Source organism: Chryseobacterium sp. LJ668 (assembly GCF_019613955.1).
Lineage (GTDB): Bacteria > Bacteroidota > Bacteroidia > Flavobacteriales > Weeksellaceae > Chryseobacterium.
Genome location: NZ_CP080443.1, coordinates 307,775 through 327,839 on the forward strand (window position 1 = coordinate 307,775; position 20,065 = coordinate 327,839).

General features: G+C 35.5%; 14 protein-coding genes. 10 read left to right on the plus strand and 4 right to left on the minus strand.

Features of this window, described 5'->3' with window-relative positions; translation table 11 throughout:
- Positions 1-3 precede the first annotated feature (3 nt).
- Positions 4-1,050 carry an anhydro-N-acetylmuramic acid kinase gene (locus K0U91_RS01490; RefSeq protein WP_219971032.1) on the plus strand — a complete coding sequence of 349 codons (1,047 nt, stop codon included), beginning with the start codon at positions 4-6 and terminating at the stop codon, positions 1,048-1,050.
- A 28-nt stretch (positions 1,051-1,078) separates the two neighbouring features.
- Here K0U91_RS01490 and K0U91_RS01495 read toward each other — a convergent pair whose 3' ends face one another.
- On the minus strand, positions 1,079-1,468 hold the full coding sequence (locus tag K0U91_RS01495; protein WP_219971033.1) for an SRPBCC family protein: 390 nt from the start codon (positions 1,466-1,468) through the stop codon (positions 1,079-1,081).
- A gap of 29 nt (positions 1,469-1,497) precedes the next feature.
- Between K0U91_RS01495 and K0U91_RS01500 the strand changes: the two genes are divergently transcribed.
- Positions 1,498-2,109: an NUDIX hydrolase gene (locus K0U91_RS01500; RefSeq protein WP_219971035.1), complete on the plus strand. Its 612-nt coding sequence runs from the start codon at positions 1,498-1,500 to the stop codon at positions 2,107-2,109.
- Here K0U91_RS01500 and K0U91_RS01505 read toward each other — a convergent pair.
- Together K0U91_RS01505 and gldJ are read right to left on the minus strand one after the other, a co-directional pair.
- Positions 2,102-3,373: a UDP-N-acetylmuramoyl-tripeptide--D-alanyl-D-alanine ligase gene (locus K0U91_RS01505; protein WP_220180152.1), complete on the minus strand. Its 1,272-nt coding sequence runs from the start codon at positions 3,371-3,373 to the stop codon at positions 2,102-2,104. The two genes, K0U91_RS01500 and K0U91_RS01505, sit on opposite strands and share 8 nt — an antisense overlap.
- Before the next feature lie 61 nt (positions 3,374-3,434).
- On the minus strand, positions 3,435-5,036 hold the full coding sequence (gene gldJ / locus K0U91_RS01510) for a gliding motility lipoprotein GldJ (RefSeq protein ID WP_219971038.1): 1,602 nt from the start codon (positions 5,034-5,036) through the stop codon (positions 3,435-3,437).
- Positions 5,037-5,200: 164 nt separating this feature from the next.
- Between gldJ and porU the strand changes: the two genes are divergently transcribed.
- From porU to K0U91_RS01525, 3 genes are all read left to right on the plus strand, one after another.
- The gene (gene porU, locus K0U91_RS01515) at positions 5,201-9,097 is read left to right on the plus strand and encodes a type IX secretion system sortase PorU (protein WP_220180153.1); all 3,897 of its coding nucleotides are present in this window, start codon (positions 5,201-5,203) and stop codon (positions 9,095-9,097) included.
- 56 nt (positions 9,098-9,153) lie between these two features.
- Positions 9,154-10,317: a type IX secretion system outer membrane channel protein PorV gene (porV, locus tag K0U91_RS01520; RefSeq protein ID WP_219971040.1), complete on the plus strand. Its 1,164-nt coding sequence runs from the start codon at positions 9,154-9,156 to the stop codon at positions 10,315-10,317.
- A gap of 397 nt (positions 10,318-10,714) precedes the next feature.
- Entirely contained in the window at positions 10,715-12,976 is a 2,262-nt protein-coding gene (locus K0U91_RS01525; protein WP_220180154.1) for an FUSC family protein, read from the plus strand.
- On the opposite strand, the gene K0U91_RS01530 is transcribed toward K0U91_RS01525, so the two are convergent.
- Complete coding sequence (locus K0U91_RS01530) at positions 12,957-13,571, minus strand: 4'-phosphopantetheinyl transferase family protein (RefSeq protein ID WP_220180155.1); 615 nt, start codon at positions 13,569-13,571, stop codon at positions 12,957-12,959. The two genes, K0U91_RS01525 and K0U91_RS01530, sit on opposite strands and share 20 nt — an antisense overlap.
- Positions 13,572-13,823: 252 nt before the next feature.
- Here K0U91_RS01530 and ahcY point away from each other — a divergent pair, with 252 nt between their 5' ends.
- From ahcY to K0U91_RS01555, 5 genes are all read left to right on the plus strand, one after another.
- Positions 13,824-15,140, plus strand: coding sequence for an adenosylhomocysteinase (gene ahcY, locus K0U91_RS01535; RefSeq protein WP_219971043.1), 1,317 nt, complete (start codon positions 13,824-13,826; stop codon positions 15,138-15,140).
- 109 nt (positions 15,141-15,249) lie between these two features.
- Positions 15,250-16,059 carry a hypothetical protein gene (locus K0U91_RS01540; RefSeq protein ID WP_220180156.1) on the plus strand — a complete coding sequence of 270 codons (810 nt, stop codon included), beginning with the start codon at positions 15,250-15,252 and terminating at the stop codon, positions 16,057-16,059.
- A gap of 192 nt (positions 16,060-16,251) precedes the next feature.
- Complete coding sequence (gene yiaA, locus K0U91_RS01545) at positions 16,252-16,644, plus strand: inner membrane protein YiaA (protein WP_219971045.1); 393 nt, start codon at positions 16,252-16,254, stop codon at positions 16,642-16,644.
- Positions 16,645-16,865: 221 nt separating this feature from the next.
- A complete protein-coding gene (locus K0U91_RS01550; RefSeq protein WP_220180157.1) occupies positions 16,866-18,677 on the plus strand; it encodes a BspA family leucine-rich repeat surface protein in 1,812 nt (603 codons plus the stop codon).
- A 34-nt stretch (positions 18,678-18,711) separates the two neighbouring features.
- On the plus strand, positions 18,712-20,037 hold the full coding sequence (locus K0U91_RS01555) for a BspA family leucine-rich repeat surface protein (RefSeq protein ID WP_220180158.1): 1,326 nt from the start codon (positions 18,712-18,714) through the stop codon (positions 20,035-20,037).
- The last annotated feature ends 28 nt before the right edge of the window (positions 20,038-20,065 follow it).

Here is a 20,065-nt window from a genome sequence, read left to right on the forward strand (position 1 = left end):
ATAATGAGTTTTCAAGCAATCGGGTTGATGTCCGGAACCAGCCTAGACGGTTTGGATATCTGTTTTGCAAAGTTTGAAAAACAACAAGCAGCCTGGAAATTTGAAATTTTAAAAGCCGAAACAATTCCTTATTTTAAAGATCTTGAAGATCGGCTACGAAATTCCATTCATTTATCTGCCCAAGAACTTCTCGAGCTTCATTCTGAATATGGATTCTACTTAGGAAAATCTGTTAAAAATTTCATTCAAAAAAATAATATTGAAAACATTGATGTCATCGCATCGCACGGTCATACTGTTTTCCATCAGCCTCAAAAAAAATTCAGCTTACAAATTGGTGACGGTAGAGCCATCAAAATTGAAACTCGTTTACCTGTGGTTTATGATTTTCGTTCACAAGACGTCTTACTGGGAGGAAACGGTGCTCCACTGGTTCCGGTTGGGGATGAATTTCTGTTTTCAGAATACGATGCATGTTTGAATCTCGGAGGATTTTCTAATATTTCATTAAAATTAAAAGACAGAAGAATCGCTTTTGATATTGCTCCGGTGAATATCATATTAAATAAATTAGCCCAAAACTTCAATCAAGATTTTGACAGAAACGGAGATTTAGCCAGACAAGGAAAATTGAATGGGGAATTATTGCAAAAACTAAATTTACTAGAATTTTACAGTCAATCTCATCCGAAATCCTTGGGAATTGAATGGTGCAACGAAAATATATTTCCTTTATTTAGAAGTTTTGATGCAAAAGATATTTTAGCAACATTTACCGAGCATGCAGCTGAACAGATATCAAAAGTTTTTAACGTACATCAATTAAAAAAAATACTTTTTACCGGTGGTGGAACTTATAATTCTTATTTGATTGAAAAAATAAAGGAAAAAACAAAATCAGAAATCATTATTCCTGAAAAGGAAATAATCGATTTTAAAGAAGCTTTAATTTTTGCTTTTATGGGCGTTCTAAAAATCACTGGTGAAATTAATGTTCTCTCTTCCGCCACCGGAAGCAGCCATGACCACAGCTCAGGAATTATTGCATAAAAAAACCTTCATTTCTGAAGGTTTGATCTTATTTATAAGCTTCAATCTTATCGGTCAAAGTATTGATGAAATTCTGAAGCGGTTTTTCAACCATCATTTTGATAAAAGGATTAAATTTTCCTTCAAAAAGCATCTGAACTTCTGTCTGATTCTCGCTAAGAGGCTTCATCGTTGCGGTAAGAGCGAAATCTAAACTCGAGCTTGCAGATGTCAAAACTGCTTTTTCTTCGGTTACTTCATCGATCTTTAAGGCGATTTCGGGCATACCCTGAAGTCCGAATTTGAACCCATCTTCTCTGCTTTCAAACTTCTGAAGACCGTCTGGCATAAAATCTTTGTAGTTTTCAGGTTTTTTTAACAACTCAGATAACTCTTTAGATGATTTATTGACAACAATTTTTCGTCCTTCTAAATTCATTTTTTTATTTTTGTATTAAATTCTTACAAATGTATAAAGTTTTTGTGAACGAAAAAAAATTATTACTGTCTAAGCAGTCTGAAGCCTTAGAAAAAACTCTGAAATATGACAGTTTCACAACTTTAGAGATTGCACTTGATCTCCTTCAAAACACTTCGGTAAAAGAGCTGAATGTTTACGGAGAAGAGATTGATGAGATTTGGGAAGAATTTAAAAAACTTTTCAGAATTATTGAAGCAGCAGGTGGTATCGTCAACAGACCCGACGGAGATATTCTTTTCATTAAAAGACTAGGAAAATGGGATTTGCCGAAGGGTAAAATGGAAAAGGGTGAATCTCGCGAGGAATCTGCCGTAAGAGAAATCGAAGAGGAAACAAACTTAAGAAATGTTGAACTTTTAGATTTCATCAATACGACTTACCACATTTACGTCGAAAGAAATGGTGATAAGGTGCTGAAATACACGCATTGGTTTGAAATGAATTTTGATGGTGAAGATACCTCCAGACCACAACTGGAAGAAGGTATCACAGAGGTCGCATGGAAAAATACCGCGCAAATCGAAAGTGAAGTTTTTCCGAGTACTTTTAAAAACATCAAACTGATTATCAAAGAATTTTGGGAGACGAAATCTAAATAAAATCAATTGCTTTTTCTAGAGAAATTCCTCTTGAAGCCTTCAACAAAACATTTTCTGACTGAATTTTGTTTGAACTAAGGTATTGGATCAACTCAGCAGTATTTTCAAAGGATTTTGATGAATCATTTACTGTCTTAAAGTGTTTTCCCACGGTAATAATTTCATTAAAACCTAAATCGTGGGCAGTTTTCAGAATGTTCTGATGTTCCGCAACACTGTCGTCCCCCAACTCCAGCATATCACCGATAACAATAGTTTTCGTTCCTTCAAATGTAATAAAATTATACAGAGAAGCCGTCATCGAACTTGGGTTTGCATTGTAGGTATCCAAAACTAAAGTTCTACCTTCTTTTTTTACAATCTGCGAACGCATATTAGTGGGCGTATAATTTTGTATTGCTTCTTTTATTTGATTAAAATCTACATCGAAATGAAGTCCGAGGCTCGCGGCAGCACAAAGATTCGTAAAATTATAATCTCCTGTAAGCTGAGATAATGCTTTCATATTTTTATAATCTAGCCCTACAAAATGTTCATCTGAAAAAATTTCAAAAAAATAATCTGATGTACGTTTTCCGAAAGTAATTTTAGAATTATAATCAGTCGTTTTTTCCACCTGAATCTGATCATTTTCATTAATCAAAATTGTCTGGCGATTGTTTTTGAGGTAATTATACAATTCAGATTTACCTTTGATCACCCCTTCAAAACCACCGAAACCTTCTAAATGAGCTTTTCCGAAGTTGGTTATATAACCTAAGTTGGGTTTAGCTAAAGTACAAAGCAACTCAATTTCTCTCTGATGATTGGCGCCCATTTCGATAACCGCCATTTCATGTTCTGGCTTTATTGATAAGATGGTAAGCGGAACCCCAATATGGTTATTTAAATTACCATACGTGTACTGAACATTATATTTTTGAGACAATACCGCATGAATCAGTTCTTTCGTTGTCGTTTTGCCATTACTTCCTGTAAGACCTATAATCGGGAGCTTAAGTTGATTTCTGTGGTGAATCGCAAGATTCTGCAGAAACTCTAAAGTTGACGGAACATAGAATACATTTTGATCTTTATTTTCAAAAGTGTCATCTTCAACAATTACTGCCAAAGCACCATCACTGATCGCTTTTTCTGCTAAAGTAGCTGCATTGAAATTAGCTCCGGAAAAGGCAAAGAAAATATCATTGAGATTAATTTTTCTACTATCAATTGTTACTTTTTCAGCTTGTAAAAATAAAGGATAAAACTGTTCTATGTTCATTCGTCAAAAATAAAAAAACCTCCCGAAAGTTCAGGAGGTTTTTTACAAGTATTTTGAAATATTATCTTCTTGTTCTAGATTTATCGTTCACTCTAGCATCTTGCGCTACACGGAAACCGATCCAACCATAACCAGAAGCCTGGTTTTTGTATCTTCTCTGTCCCGGATCCAGCCAATATGCAGAATCTTGCCAAGAACCACCTTTGATCACTCTGATATCATTGGTCATTGCGGATGTTCTTTCTTTTGTATCTTTCTGCAATACTACTTTTCCGTTTCCGTCAACTACGAATCTTGTTGTAGGAGCGTTGTACATATTGTAAGAAGCCGAAGAGTCACTAGCATTTCTATAATTCAGTGAAGACATTCTATCACCATCTCTATAGTTTCTGTAATCAGCAATTGTTTCTCTTTCGAACTGACCTGGAAGGTTTTTGTAAACCAATCTTCCGTCAGCTAATGTGTCATATTTAATAGTACCTTCGTCTACCATTTTGTAAGTTCCGTCTCCGTTTCTTACGATAGCTTGAGGCATATTTCCTCTGTAGTAGTTAAAATCGTTTGCATCTTCATCAATGATTGGTCTGTAAACATCAGCTGTCCATTCAGAAACGTTTCCAAACATACCATACACACCGATATCATTTGATGGGAACTGTCTTACATCTGAAGTCTGTGCTGCACCGTCATTTTTCCAACCAGGTAGTCCAGAATAATCACCTCTACCTTGTTTGAAGTTAGCCAAGATCATCCCTCTATCTTTACCCTTAGTACCTCTAAGTCTATCGATTTGCGGTTTCTTCTCTGTATAACTGTTATACTCTCTATTTTTCTCCATTCCAAGAGCAGCATATTCCCATTCTACTTCTGTAGGAAGTCTGAATTTAGTAACCATTGCCGAGCTAGGAGATCTGTTGGCAGAAAGCAATCTTTGGTTGGTAGTTTTCATACCAGATTTTTGTGCCAATCTCTGCTCATTGATGTAGCCTTGCATTTCAGGATCATTCGATTTGAATTTATCCATGTTGAAAGCGGTTCCACCTTGGTTATTCGATTCGTTGATATACAAATCTTTTGCAATAATACCTGCCTGCATTAAAGCTTTTTCGTTCGCTCTGTCTGTCAACCATTCACAGTATCTGTTTGCCTGAGTCCAAGAAACACCTACTACCGGGTAATAATCATAGTTCTGATCTCTGAAATAGGTTTCGTTAAGATCATTTCTAGATAATTTATTATCCCATAATAAAGTATCAGGTAAAGCACCGTTGTAGATTTCCTTGAAACTTGGATCACTTGGAGGGAATACATACTTCAACCATGTAAGGTATTCGCGGTATTCGTAGTTAGTAATTTCTGTCTCACCGATAAAGAATGAACTTACCTGCATTCTGCGAGGCGAGTTATTCCAATCGTGCATTACATCATCTTTCACTAATCCCATGGTAAAAGTTCCACCTTCAACATATACCATTCCTGGCCAACCTTTCTGCTTTTGTTGCTTTCCTGCAAAAAACCAACCTTGTTTTTCGTTTGGTTTCCAACCTGTCTTGCTGACAAATTTTTTAGTACCGCCTCCTTTGCTGGTACTAGACCCCCCACAGCTGGTTAATGCAAGTGTAGAACTTAATGCTATTAATGAAAACAACTTTAGTTTTTTCATAGTCGATATAAATATTATTCAAAGTACAAAGAAAAAATAAATTATTCAATAAATCAAGTAAAGATTTGATTTTTTTTGAAACGTTAACAAATTAATTTTATTGTATCACTGTTTAATTCTAAAATTTTCATTTATTTTGTAATTTAGAAATTTCAAAAACCAACATGAGACTAAAAACGACTCTATTCTTCATATTCGCTTTAATATCAACGACTTGGGCTCAAAGAGTTTCCATAGAATGGGACGGAGCAAAAATCGAAGACTTCGGCGATGTAAAAAAGAATCTTCCCAATTTTAAAAATGAAGGTTTTTCTTTCAGCCAAAATAATGTTTTCATCCTGAATAAGCAAAAAATAGGTGAAAATCAACTGAAAGTTTCTAATCTTGTTTGGGAAGCTATTTCAAATAAGGATTTATTCGACCTCAATAAAGATCTTTTACCCGATAACGATATTGCAGATATTAATTATTACTATCTGGAAGGTGAAAGATTTGCTAACATCAATGTTGGACTGTTTAAAAATATAAACGGAAGAATCCAAAGATTGTCTTCATTTGAAATTACTCCGTCCAATTTACCTGTAAATTTCAGTGCCCAAAAAGTAGGAACAACCGTAAACCCTTTATCAACAGGAGGTTTTTATAAAATTAAGGTTGATAAGTCGGGGATTTTCAAAATCACTACGCAATTTTTAAAAGATATAGGAATCAATCCATCAAACGTAAATCCTAAAAATTTCAGGATCTATGGAAATGGGGGAATTATGCTTCCGGAACACAATCAGGATGTGAAATACAGCGCCCTGCAAGAAAACTCTATACAGGTTGTTGGTGAAGATGACGGTGTCTGGAATGATGCTGATTATGCTTTGTTTTATGCTCAGGGTCCGAATGGTTATAATTTATACAATATATCAAACGGAAATGGGTTTAAAAGAAATGAAACCAGAAGTGACGACAGCGAAAATGTAAAAAATATATACGAAGATTTTTCTTACTACTATATCAATTACGATAAAGGTGCCGGTAAAAGAGTGCAAAATGTTGATTTAAATCTTCCTGCCACAGCTCCAATTACAAGATATGATGAGTATCAGGTAATTAACAACGATCAGAAAAATTTATTGAAGGTCGGGAGAATATGGGTTGAAGATCAGTCTTTTTCTACTGAAAAAACCATTACATTTACTCTGAATTCTCCAATACAGGGTTCCGACCTTATCAGATACAGGACACAAGTAGTAGGTTATAAATCTCAGCAAAATAATGTAGCTTTTACCATAAATAATCAAAATCCTGTTACATTAGATGTACCTCCGAACGCTTCAGGGTACGCGTACGATTTTTTTCCTTTACGCTATAAAGGTACAATTTCCAGTTTAAGTGGTAATCAGATTATCTTCAAATACAATCCTAATATTGCGACCAATCCTAATGGTGCTTTTCATCTTGATTATGTAGAGGTGCAATATAGAGAAGATCTTAAATTCAATGGAAGCCAGATGAATTTCCGGGATTTTTCTCTTCAGAGCGGATCAAATACCACGTATGGTTTTAGCATTTCTTCCACTGCAAATATGGAGCAGGTTTGGGATGTTACCGATATCACCAATGCAAACAGAAGAGTAAACAAAGCTGGAGGTTCGGGTACATTTAATTTTGCTTACAATACTGCAAATCCTGATTTTAATAATGAATTTGTAGCCTTCCGGGCAGATGCAGCATTTAGTCCGCAGTTTGTGGAAAGAATCAATAATCAAAATCTTTCTGCATTACAGAATGTAGATTACCTGATTATCACTACACCTGAAATGATGTCTCAAGCACAGAGACTGGCCAATTATCATCAGACAAAAAATAATTATAACGTACAGATTGTAGACGCCACAAAAATTTATAATGAATTTGGAAGCGGAAGCAGAGATCTTACAGCAATCAGAGATTTTGTAACAAAACTCAACACTCCTCTCGGAAGCTTAAAATATGTTTTTATTTTAGGAGATGCATCATATGATTATAAAAACAGGGTTCCAAATAATTCAAATATTGTTTCAAGTTATCAGAGTGAAGATTCGGGTGATTTTGTAAGCTCATTTGTTACCGATGATTATATTGTGATGACAAAACCTCAGACAACCACATTCATTACAAATAATTTACCTGACCTTCCTGTGGGAAGAATTCCAGCGGCAAATCCTACCGAAGCTGGAAATATGATGGATAAAACAATGGCCTACTACAACTCATTATCCGGCCAGTCTACGCCATTCGGAGAATGGAGAATGAAACTTGATTTTGTTGTTGATGACGATAATGACGGCGGAGTTCCGTTCCATACAGTCATGAATAATACACTACAAAGCACATTTGAAATTCCTGCAAATACAACGCTTAAAGAATATAACGTTCGAAAATTATATCTGGATGCTTTTCAGGCTCAAAGTACAGCGGGTGGACAAAGATATCCTCAGGTCAATCAGGCAATTTCGAATGACTTAGGAAACAGCCTTTACCTTTTTTACCTCGGACATGGTGGAATTAATGGTTGGGCGCAGGAAAGGGTTTTCACTTTAGATGAAATTCAGAATGCCAATAACTTTTCTAATGTATACAGCAGATTTCCTTTTGTATCTACCATTACCTGTGAATTTACACTTTGGGATGAGCCGGGAACCGCATCTGCAGGAGAACAGTTAATGAAACTAAAACAAGGTGGAGCAGCTGCCATGATTACTTCAAGCCGTGCTGTAGGTGTGGGATACGGACTTGATTTTACAAACCTCTACACCAAAGATATTTTTAAATTGGTAGGTGACGACTTTTTGCCAATAGGTGATACACATCTTAACGCAAAAAAAACAAGAGGTGCAGATCCCAATCACCTTAAGGTAAATCTTTTAGGAGATCCCGCAATGAAATTGAGCAGACCTAAAAGATTATTAGTAATTGACGGAATTGAAACTCCAGTTCCGGGTTTGATCAGAGGACTGGATTTTGTAAAAATTACAGGCCATATCAACAATGCCAACGGAACTACGAATACAACATTCAACGGAAGAGTGGTCATTAATATTTTCGATAAAAGATTAAACAAAACAACCTTAAATAATGATGGTGGACTTACTCCTGTTTTAAATTATACAGAAGAAGGAAGTGCGATTGTAAAAGCTTCAGGAACTGCGGTTAACGGAGTTTTCAAAGTTGAGTTCTATGTCCCGAAAGATATCAACTATGCAGTGGGTGAAGGAAGATTGCTGGGATATGCTGATAATAAATCGATTGATGTTTTTAACAATCAGTCAGTTCAGGTAGGTGACATCAACCCTAATGGAATCAATGATAATGAGCCGCCAAAAGTAAAATTGTACATGAACAATACGAATTTTGCAAATGGTGGAATTACAAACCAAAGTCCAATGCTTTTAGCCTGCGTAACAGACGATACAGGAATAAATTCTACAGGTTCTGGTATTGGTCACGATATTACTGTATATTTGGACGGACAAATTATTAATACCGTAGTTTTAAATGACTTTTTCGCTTCAGGTGAAGGAAACGGATGTTTAAGTCCCAGTTTGGCAGATTACCAAAAAGGAAATGTAACATACCCTTTCAGGAACTTATCGTTAGGACAGCATCAGCTCACATTTAAAGTTTGGGACATAAACAATAATTCGACAACTGAAACGTTAAACTTTGAAGTTAAAGATGAAGCCGATCAGCATTTAGTAATCAACAGACCGCTAAACTGGCCAAATCCTTTTACGAATAAAACGTATATACATTTTGAGCACAATTGTGATGATATATTGGATGTAAATGTTCAAATTTATACGATTACAGGAAAATTAGTAAGAACATTAAGTCAGCCGGTAGTTGCAGAACCTTTCCTACAGGGCTTTAGAACGCCTCGCCAGGCAATAGAATGGGACGGAAAAGACGATTTTGGTGACACAGTAGCAAAAGGTACGTATATTTTTAAGATATTTGCAAAAAGCCAAAATCAAGAAAAATGTAAAGGAAGTGCTACAGCTGTAGAAAAAATGGTACTTTTGAAGTAAAATAATAAATAATTGAGAATATCAATAAAAAACTGATAATATATAAAAGACAACATATGAATTTAACTACTAAACTGCTTTTGGGGATTGGTTTTAGTGCTGGGTTTTTAGGCTATGCACAGGATTTGAGTCAGGTGAGACCTGTTTTAACCGGAGCTCCTTTTCTTAGAATTGCACCTGATGCAAGATCCGGAGGTATGGGAGATCAGGGGGTCGTTACTTCCCCGGATGCTTTTTCTCAATTCTGGAATGCTGCAAAATATCCTTTTAGCAGAACAAGTTCTTCTGTGGGTATCAACTACACACCATACATGGGGAAACTTACAAATGATGTATTCTTATTGTATGGAGCTTTCCATAAATTTATAGGTCAGGAAGAAAGATCTACAATTTCTGCAAGTATTTATTATTTCAATATGGGTGAGGTAGACCTTACCTCATTAGTAGGTAACGAAGTTACTTCTAACGGTACTTCAAAACCCAATGAATTCTCGATTGATGTAGCTTACGCGCTGAAATTTTCAGATTCTTTCTCAGGAGCTGTTACCGGTAGATTCATACGTTCAGATTTGGCCGGAGGATTCAACACAGATACCACTATTAAACCCGCAAATTCATTCGCAATAGATGTTTCTGCATACTACACTTCACCGAGATTTTCAAGTTTTGGAGGGTATGATGGTAAATTAAATGGAGGTTTTTCAATAAGCAATTTAGGTCCGAAATTAGACTATACCGGAAACGAAGAATCAAGATCCTATCTTCCTACTATGGCAAGATTAGGGATTGGTTATGACATGTATCTGGATGATGTAAACAGAGTTGGCTTGAGTCTGGAAGGTTCAAAAATATTAGTGCCGGGTTCAGAATTCGTAGGAAATGACCCAAACACAAGACAGCCGATCTATGCAGTGCCCAACGTAGGAGTAATGTCAGGAATTGGTAAATCTTTCAAAAATCCTGAATCCATTATGTATAGCGGTGCTTTAGAATATTCTTATGATAATGCGTTTGCTGTACGAGGAGGTTATTTCCACGAAAGTGATGTGCAGGGAGCAAGACAATTTGCAACTGCCGGTATCGGATTAAAATACCGTTCTTTTGGATTGGATATCTCTTATCTCATCAATATGTCTAAAATCAATACTGCACTTGATAACACGTTGCGTTTCGGACTTACCTGGAACATCGGTGACGAAACTTCTAATGTAGATAACTAAGAATAACAGAACATATAATACAAAAGCTCCATCAATATGGAGCTTTTTTCATTTTAAGATTATAAAAATTTACCTATTATTTTTATGATGGCAACTATTTCCGCTTTCCAACACCACTGTTTTTTCCTCTGATGAATCTTTGCAAAATGAGCTCCGTTCAAACCTAATGAAGTGGTTCGATTATTTAAATGAAAAAAATAATAAATCTTATCAAGTCGGGCTGCTGTAATTTGACAATTGAAGATTGATAATTAGAATAAATTGTTATTACTCAATCTTAAAATTATTCCAAAACAAAATAGGTAAGTCATTCTAAATATTATATATTAACAAAATATGTTCGCAAAAGTCTCATATTTATAAGGCTTTTTTATTTTTCAATAATTATTTTTGTACAATGAATTATTCTTCTGAGCTAAAAAAAATCGTTACCAGCCAATATGTATATTCCTCCATTAGGATTACATTGGCAACGGTTATTCCGTGCTTGGTGCTTTCCTACTTTGGTTTGCTAAAAGAATATTTCTTATTTCCTTTGGGAACAAGCTTTGTTGCATTGACAGATCAGCCCGGACCGTTCATCCGAAGGAGAAATTCACTAACGTTTGCCATTTTCTGTTTCGTTATTGTTTCAGGAATTGCGAGTTTAGTTAAAGGCATTATTCCGTTAGTCATTTTAGAAATCATCCTTTTCGGAATGTTCTTTTCTCTTATTGGGGTTTACGGACAGAGACTTGCCGCGGTGGGATCATTAGCTTTGGTTGTTTTAGCTATATTTATCGACGGGCATTTAACCGGGGTCAATATTTTGAAGAGTTTATTGATTTTTGCATCAGGCTGCATCTGGTTTCTATTAATTTTTCTCGTTGTTACCACGATTCAGCCCTATAAATTAGCCAGTCAGATGATTGGTGAAAACTATCTGCAGCTTGCCGAATTTTTAAAAATTAAAGCCAATTTTTATCAGAAGAATCCGGATTTTGATCGCTTAAATACACAAGTTATCGCTAAGCAGATTGAGATCAAAAACCTGCAGGAAGAAACCCGTGAAACTGTTTTTAAAACCCGGACCATCGTCAACGAATCAACGACTATCAGCAGATTATTGATGTTGATGTTTCTGAATTCGATGGATCTGCATGAAAAGCTGATGACTTCAGAAAGCGATTACAAAAAGCTTCAACAAAGTTTTGAAGATTCCTCTATTCTAGTTCAGATTCATGATTATTTAAATATACTTTCCGAGGAAATTGCTAACATCGGGATTTCATTACAAAGCAGCACGCGAGCAAGGCCTATTTTTAACCTGGAAGCCCGTTCGCAGGATTTAAATGTTCATTATTTTGAGCTGCGAAACCACCAGATGAATCCTGACAACCTCGAGAACTTTATGGTTCTTAGACAAATCATGATGCGCATCAATGAGATTACAAAAGAGATCAAAGAAATTTACAGTGTTTTTGCTCAAAATGTAAAATTGGCGAAAAGTCTTTCCACAGGTCTGGATTTGAAAAAATTTATGCCGAATGAAGAAAAAATCAACTTTAAAGTTTTAAAAAGCAATATTTCTTTAAGCTCATCACACTTCCGTCATGCCATTAGAATCACAACCGCTTTATTATTGGGATATCTCGTTTCGCAGCTTCCGTTTTTAGTAATCGGTCATACGTATTGGATATTAATTACCATCGTGGCAATTTTAAAACCCGCCTACTCTATTACCAAACAGAGAAACCTGTTGCGTTTTTATGGTACGCTTGCAGGTGCAGTGATTGCATATGCTATTCTGTACTACGTTCACATCAGTGCTATTTTATTTGCAATTCTTCTGCTGAGCATGATTTTATGTTTCAGCTTGTTAAAAGGAAGATATTTTTGGGCAGTGTTGTTTATGACCATGTACGTTTTCATGAGTTTTAATTTTTTAAACCCGGGAAATATCAATGTGATCTTTAAAGATAGAATTGTAGACACTGTAATTGCGGGAATTATTGCTTTTTTGGTTTCTTATATTGTGCTTCCGGTTTGGGAACATACCCAGAATTTAGAATTGATGAAAAAATCAGCAGAATGCAACCTCACTTATTTTCATAGCGTGATGGCTAAATTTCTGAATGAAGATTTTGATATTGAAGATTACAAGGTAAAACGAAAAAACGCCATTATTTCACTCGCCAATCTTTCCGATAATTTTCAGCGAATGATTTCTGATCCCAAAAACCAGCAGAAAAAGCTGGAAATCGTCCATCAGTTTGTAGCAACCTCACATTTGATTACAGCCTATACCGCTTCTCTTTCCCAATACTCTAAAAACAATGAAAAATATCCTGAAATAGATTCTGAGAGCTGGACAAAAAAAATTGAGGCAGAAATGAATCAGGTTTCCGTATTGCTGAAGGGAGAAAAAATTAACGAGACCCTGAAAATGGACAGCCGTCTGGAACCTGAAGATTCTTCCATTGAGAATTTACTGATCCAAAGGAAATCTGAACTTTTGGAAAATGAAATTTTCGACCGCAGAGACCCGAATAAGATTTCACATTTAACAGAGCTTAAAAACATCCATGATGTATTGGAATTGATCTACGATGTCGCAAAAGAGCAGCGAAAAGTAATTCAAACCTACAGCGCAGAGAGTACTACTCTTCCACAATCGTAAAACAATAATCGTCAAAGAACTTCACACGGGCTTTAAACTCATCTGAAATTTTGTCGTCATGTACTCTGCAGCTGATGTCAAAAAGATGTTTGAGTTCGAAAGGTTTCACCTCATAATTTTTCTTGAGCGACCAGTATTTTGAATGGTGAATTTTATACATACTTTCTTTCACGCTCCAGATAATTGTATAAAAAGTTGCTGCATTTTCAGCAGGAATAAATCCTCTTTCGTTCTCATATGTGAATTTGTCGATAACGCGTAAAATTTTAGGATGAAATTTTTCAATATCAATTCCTATTTTATTTTTTGAAATAGCAATCGCAGCAAAAGGAAAAGAGTGGGTAATTGAAATTTCTGCATCATTTGGCGATAGAAAAGGCTCTCTTTCTTTGTATAGAATTTTTGAATTGGGCTTTAAACTTTTTAAAAGCTTGCGAACCATCAAGACTTCCAGTAATTTTTTTGGATGGTAATCTTTTACTTTATCGACATTTTCCGGCTCCAGAAGCTCATCAGGATTTAATTCTTCACCTTCCTCATATTTCCAGATGAAAATGGTTGCATTGTTGTCAGAAAAATCACGGTAAAGTGGCATTGGGTTTTTGTTTAAAGAGTAAAAGTAATAAAAAAGAAACGAATGCCTGAGATAGGAAGCGGTTGGCAAAAATATCTTTCCCTATAAATTTTTGAATGGGCAGAAACCCTAATGCTCTTTTTCCATTATCAATCTAGCAATCAAAATAAACGATAATAATCATATACAGGAACTTAATATGCGGTTTTTTTATCTTAATTATATGTTGTAATTTTGCACTTAATTATTTGAAATTAAACTTATTCATAAGATATGAGTACTACAACACAATACATTCCTTATAAAGTTAAGGATATCACCCTTGCAGAATGGGGAAGAAAAGAAATTACTTTGGCAGAAGCAGAAATGCCAGGCTTGATGTCTATCCGTGAAGAATTCGGACCTTCTCAGCCATTGAAAGGTGCAAGAATCGCAGGATGTCTTCATATGACGATCCAAACTGCAGTTTTGATCGAAACTTTGGTTGCTCTTGGAGCTGAAGTTACCTGGTCTTCTTGTAACATTTTCTCTACGCAGGATCATGCTGCTGCTGCAATTGCTGCTGCAGGAATCCAAGTATATGCTTGGAAAGGTCTTGACGAAGCGTCTTTCGACTGGTGTATCGAGCAGACATTATTTTTCGGTGAAGACAGAAAACCATTAAACATGATTTTGGATGATGGTGGAGATTTAACCAACATGGTGTTTGATAAATTCCCTGAATTTACAAAAGACATCAAAGGACTTTCTGAAGAAACGACAACCGGAGTTCACAGATTGTACGAAAGAATGAAAAACGGAACTTTGGTAATGCCTGCAATCAACGTAAATGATTCGGTGACCAAATCTAAATTCGACAATAAATACGGATGTAAAGAATCTGCAGTAGATGCTGTAAGAAGAGCTACAGATATTATGTTGGCTGGTAAAAGAGTGGTTGTTTGCGGATATGGTGATGTAGGTAAAGGTACTGCTGCATCTTTCAGAGGAGCTGGATCTATTGTTACAGTAACTGAAATCGACCCAATCTGTGCTTTACAGGCTGCAATGGACGGATTTGAAGTAAAAAGATTAGATACTGTTGTTGATAATGCAGATATTGTAATCACTACAACCGGTAACTTCAACATCGTAAGAAAAGAACATTTCTTAAAATTAAAAGATAAAGCGATCGTTTGTAACATCGGTCACTTCGATAACGAAATCGATATGGCTTGGTTGAACGAAAACTACGGTCACACAAAATCTGAAGTGAAACCTCAGGTTGATATCTATACGTTAGAAGAAGGTAAAGAAGTAATCATTCTTGCAGAAGGCAGATTGGTCAACCTTGGTTGTGCAACAGGTCACCCAAGTTTTGTAATGTCTAACTCTTTCTCTAACCAGACTTTGGCTCAGATTGAACTTTGGACCAACTCTGAAGCTTACGGAAACGAAGTGTATATGCTACCAAAACATTTGGATGAAAAAGTTGCTGCTTTACACCTCAAGAAATTAAGCGTTGAGTTAGAAGAACTTTCTACAGAACAAGCTGAATATATTGGTGTGGATGTGAAAGGACCTTACAAGCCAGAATATTACAGATACTAAGATTTAATCTTATAGTGATAAAATCCCATTATTCAACATAATGGGATTTTTTATTAAAACCCTTTAAAGCTCTCGTTGAAATACTTACTTTTGAGCAATTAAATTAAAAATGAAAATTAAAAACTACCTTTTCCTAAGCTTAATAAGTTCTGCAGCATTATTGAACAGCTGCAGCAATACGGATGAAAATGAGACAACCAATCCTGCGGAACCAAAAATATTATTAAGCAAAGTTACAACAACATTTTACGGTAATCCTGCAAATCCTGATACAGATATTGCTACACTTACCTACAATAGTCAGGGAGAATTATTAAAAATACTTTCAGAAGATAAAAGTTCAAGTTTTGAGTACGACAACTCAGGCAAACCCTTAAAAATAAACTATTACAAAGCTGACGGAACATTAGATTATTATTCTCTATACATTTATAATGGTGATCAACTATCGACTATCAAAGCAATTTATAGCAATCCTGACTACAATAGAACCATCAATTATACCTATGAAAATGGTAAAGTGATAACTTCTACTCTATGTCAATCTGCAAACTGTACAGATCCGAGTATCTTTACATACACTTACAGTGGAGAAAATATCACAGTAGAAACATACATAACTGGCAGTACTTTTTCTATGTCAACAAAACGTGAATATTTATATGATAATCAACTCAATCCTTTTACTTACACCAATAAATATTTTAAAGTTTCAATGGGTGGAGCTTATGTTTTAAGTAAAAATAATTATACTACAGAGAGAATCAGCTATAAAGATGGTGCAGGCAATTGGATACAGAATCAACAAATTATTTATAATGTTCAGTATAACAGCGCTCAGTTACCTTCTCAAGTAATTGGAAAAACTTCAAACGGGAATGATTATGTTAAACATAATTACGAATATATCACTCAATAATAAAATGAAAATTTTTTCTTTGATTAAATCTTTCATACATTCAACTACAAAATCTGAAATGCTGCCACAATAGAATCCCGCACAAAAATCAAACTGTTAAAAAACTCTTTAAGGATAGGGAAAGTATTATAAATTACAAGCTTTCATTAAAAAATAATATATTTGACCTCACATTAAATAAAAACAACAATTATGAAAAAACAGGGCGTATCAAATGCGTTTGTAGCAGCATCATGGGTTGCTTTGGGTGCCGGAATGATAGGATTCATCGTAGGTCTTGTACGTGCCGAAATGCAATTGAATGAAAAAGGATATTACTTCACGATTCTGCTTTACGGTCTATTTGCCGTAGTATCTTTACAGAAAGCCGTGAGAGACAGAATGGAAAACATTAAAGTAACTGATATTTATTACGGAATCTGCTGGTTTGCCACTTTATCATCCATCGTTCTGTTAACCATTGGACTTTGGAATGCCACGATACTTCCGAGTGAAAAAGGTTTTTATGCCTTTGCATTTTTACTGGCTCTGTTTGGTGCAATTGCCGTCCAGAAAAACACGCGGGACAATATGATGGAAGATTAAATCATACAGCTCACCAGATTTGGTGGGCTTTTTTTCGGTATTTATTTATTCACAAAATATAGACCTATTTCAAAAAGTATTATATTTGCTATTGTATTTATATTGATAAAATCGCAACAGTATTTTTTTATCATTAGGAATATTTTAGAATATCATTTTATTTAAAATAAGTTTGGAAAGTATTCCACCTGTAATTTTTGACCAATCACCAAAATATAACCATGAAAAAACTATTACTATTCGCGATCTGCATCCTCTTTTTCCAGATTACAAAAGCGCAAGACGAGTTTATTACTATTTGGAAGCCAAGTAATATATCTACACAGGCTATTTCAGGCGGCGTTCTATCCACCTCTACACAGATCTGGTTTCCGGGAAGAGGAAATAATTATAATGTGTCTTGGGAAGAAATAGGATATCCTTCGCATAATGGCAGCTTATCAAACATTTCTTCTACTCTGCATTTCCTCATTGATTTTGGAACTCCACAAAATCCCGTTGCAGCAAATGCGACATACCGCGTAAAGGTAAGCAACGGAAATGGAACTTTTCAAAGAGTGAAATTTTATGATCCTTTGGGTTCTATTTTTTTTGGAGACCCAAGTAAAATCTTACAAATTGAACATTGGGGGAATATTGTATGGACCAATATGGATTTTGCTTACTCATCCTGCCCACATTTGGATATGACTGCAACAGATACACCCAATTTAACCAATGTTACAAGTTTCGAAAGCATATTTTTTTCTTGCGCTTCTCTTGTCGGCAACAGCAGTTTTAATAATTGGGATACTTCAAACGTGACAGACTTACAGGCTGCGTTTTCAAACAGCCCGTTATTCAACCAGCCTCTTAGCAATTGGGATACTTCTAATGTTACAAGAATGATCTTGACATTTGCACTCTCTACATCATTTAATCAAAATATTAATAATTGGGATACTGGGAATGTTCAAACTTTTAATGCCATGTTTTTTAATGCAAGCGCGTTCAACCAACCTTTAGAAAATTGGGATACCTCTAGTGCAATAGAGATCGAATTAATGTTTTCAGGGGCTCTTTCATTTAATAAACCTATCGGAAATTGGAATACTGCAAATGTCACAGATTTTCAAAGAACTTTCTTGAATGCACCCAATTTTAATCAGCCTATAGGAGATTGGGACACTTCGAGCGGAATTTATATGAATGGAATGTTTCAAAATGCAACGGCGTTTAACCAAGATATTAAAGATTGGAATACCGCAAATGTTACTTCTATGATGAGTATGTTTCAAAATGCAACATCTTTCAACCAAGATATTAAAGATTGGAATACCGGAAATGTTATCCACTTAAACAGTATGTTTCAGAATGCAACCTCCTTTAACCAAGATATAAAGAATTGGAACACTTCAAATGTAACAGTAATGAATTCAATGTTCCAGAATGCAACGTCATTTAACCAAAATGTCGGTAAGTGGAATACAGGACAGGTAACGACTATGAATAATATGTTCAATGGTGCAACAAATTTTAATCAAAGTCTAGGAAGCTGGAATCTTTCTTCCCTTACGTCTGCGAGTAATCTATTTCTAAATTCTGGAGTCAATTGCCAAAACTATGACAGCACGCTTTTAGGATGGAGTAATAATCCCTTAACTCCACAAAACATAAGTATTTCCAATGCCTCACCTCTTAAATATTCACACTCGGCAGCAGTGAATGCAAGAAATTTTTTAATCACCTCCAAAGGCTGGTCGATAACGGGTGATACCTATGACGGAGAATGCCAATCAGTACTTTCTACCTCAGAAAACACTATTAAAAACGAAATTTCTATTTATCCAAATCCTGCGACAGATTTTATTTTTGTTAAAAATCTTCCGAAAGAGGTAAAGGAATATCAGATTACAGATTTTAGCGGAAGACTCATTAATAAAAATCTTCTGGATCAAGAAATGATCAATATTCAGCATTTGGTTCCGGGAAATTATATTTTAAAAATTATCATTAGAGACAAGGCTGAGAATTTTAAATTTATTAAAAAATAATCATTGATTCTATTACCACTTTTAAAGAAACTGCATGAGAAAGATCATTATGCTATTTATTTTTGTTGCATTTTTCCAAATAACAAATGCCCAGGATGAATTTATTACCATTTGGAAACCTGGGATTACTCAGCAGATCCATTTTCCCGGGCGAGGAACCAATTTTAATGTGACCTGGGAAGAAATAGGATATCCGCAGCATAACGGAAATGTAAGCGACATCAACTCAACCGTAGATTTTACGATTAATTTTGGAACGCCGCTCAATCCTTCACCTGCAAATGCCACTTACAGAGTAAAAATCAGTAATGGAAATGGAAATTTCAATCAGGTAAAATTCTTTGACAATACAATAACGCCGATCTATCTGGGGCCAGACAGGGAAAAGTTACTCAATGTATCACAATGGGGAAATATACAGTGGCAGACTTTTGATAATGCTTTTGTATTTTGTACCAATCTTGATATTACAGCGCCTGATGCTCCTGATCTCAGTTTGGTAACCAGTACCAGAGAAATGTTTTATCTCTGCTCTTCACTGGTAGGAAATGCAAGCTTTAATAATTGGGACACTTCAAATCTGACAACGATCAACTCTATGTTTTCTGCAGCAGACCAATTTAATGCTCCGATCGGAAACTGGGATGTTTCTAACGTGACCGATTTTTATGCTGTATTTGACATGGCCTCTAACTTTAATCAACCCTTGCGAGATTGGGACACCTCCAATGCGACAACGATGGAGCATATGTTCCACGGTGCCAGTTCGTTTAATCAAAATATAGAAAAATGGAACACTTCGGGTGTTGCGAATATGGATATGATGTTTGCCGTAACGACCAGTTTCAATCAAAATATTGGATCATGGAACCTGAGCTCATTAGAATCGGCGGTCGACATGCTTATTTCTTCCGGCCTTAACTGTCAGAACTACGATAATGCGTTGTTTGGCTGGAACAATAATCCTCAAACCCCCAACAGCATCAATCTGGGAAATGCGGCGCCGCTTCACTACACACATCCTGCAGCGGTGGCCTCACGAAACAATCTTATCACCAATAAAAATTGGCTGGTAACGGGAGATAATTACAATGTATTCTGCAATTCAATCTTGCAAGTTGCTGAGGCTGATAAAAAAATGAAGCTGACCATTTATCCAAATCCGGCAGATCATATAATCTTTTTAAAAAATAATAAAAATGCTGAAAGCTTTATCATAACGGATGCAACCGGCAGAATCATTAAGAAAGATACCTTGAATAAAGATTATATTAATATACAAAACCTCTCGCAGGGAAATTATATTTTACAGATCATCACGAAAGATGGTACAGAAAACTTTAAGTTCATCAAAAAATAAATAAAAATGCCTCGTAATTTTACGGGGC

Bases quoted from the DNA above. Each gene is read 5' to 3' on its own strand.
- K0U91_RS01490 (WP_219971032.1), top strand. From the start codon at position 4: ATGAGTTTTCAAGCAATCGGGTTGATGTCCGGAACCAGCCTAGACGGT.
- K0U91_RS01495 (WP_219971033.1), bottom strand. From the start codon at position 1,468: ATGAATTTAGAAGGACGAAAAATTGTTGTCAATAAATCATCTAAAGAG.
- K0U91_RS01500 (WP_219971035.1), top strand. From the start codon at position 1,498: ATGTATAAAGTTTTTGTGAACGAAAAAAAATTATTACTGTCTAAGCAG.
- K0U91_RS01505 (WP_220180152.1), bottom strand. From the start codon at position 3,373: ATGAACATAGAACAGTTTTATCCTTTATTTTTACAAGCTGAAAAAGTA.
- gldJ (WP_219971038.1), bottom strand. From the start codon at position 5,036: ATGAAAAAACTAAAGTTGTTTTCATTAATAGCATTAAGTTCTACACTT.
- porU (WP_220180153.1), top strand. From the start codon at position 5,201: ATGAGACTAAAAACGACTCTATTCTTCATATTCGCTTTAATATCAACG.
- porV (WP_219971040.1), top strand. From the start codon at position 9,154: ATGAATTTAACTACTAAACTGCTTTTGGGGATTGGTTTTAGTGCTGGG.
- K0U91_RS01525 (WP_220180154.1), top strand. From the start codon at position 10,715: ATGAATTATTCTTCTGAGCTAAAAAAAATCGTTACCAGCCAATATGTA.
- K0U91_RS01530 (WP_220180155.1), bottom strand. From the start codon at position 13,571: ATGCCACTTTACCGTGATTTTTCTGACAACAATGCAACCATTTTCATC.
- ahcY (WP_219971043.1), top strand. From the start codon at position 13,824: ATGAGTACTACAACACAATACATTCCTTATAAAGTTAAGGATATCACC.
- K0U91_RS01540 (WP_220180156.1), top strand. From the start codon at position 15,250: ATGAAAATTAAAAACTACCTTTTCCTAAGCTTAATAAGTTCTGCAGCA.
- yiaA (WP_219971045.1), top strand. From the start codon at position 16,252: ATGAAAAAACAGGGCGTATCAAATGCGTTTGTAGCAGCATCATGGGTT.
- K0U91_RS01550 (WP_220180157.1), top strand. From the start codon at position 16,866: ATGAAAAAACTATTACTATTCGCGATCTGCATCCTCTTTTTCCAGATT.
- K0U91_RS01555 (WP_220180158.1), top strand. From the start codon at position 18,712: ATGAGAAAGATCATTATGCTATTTATTTTTGTTGCATTTTTCCAAATA.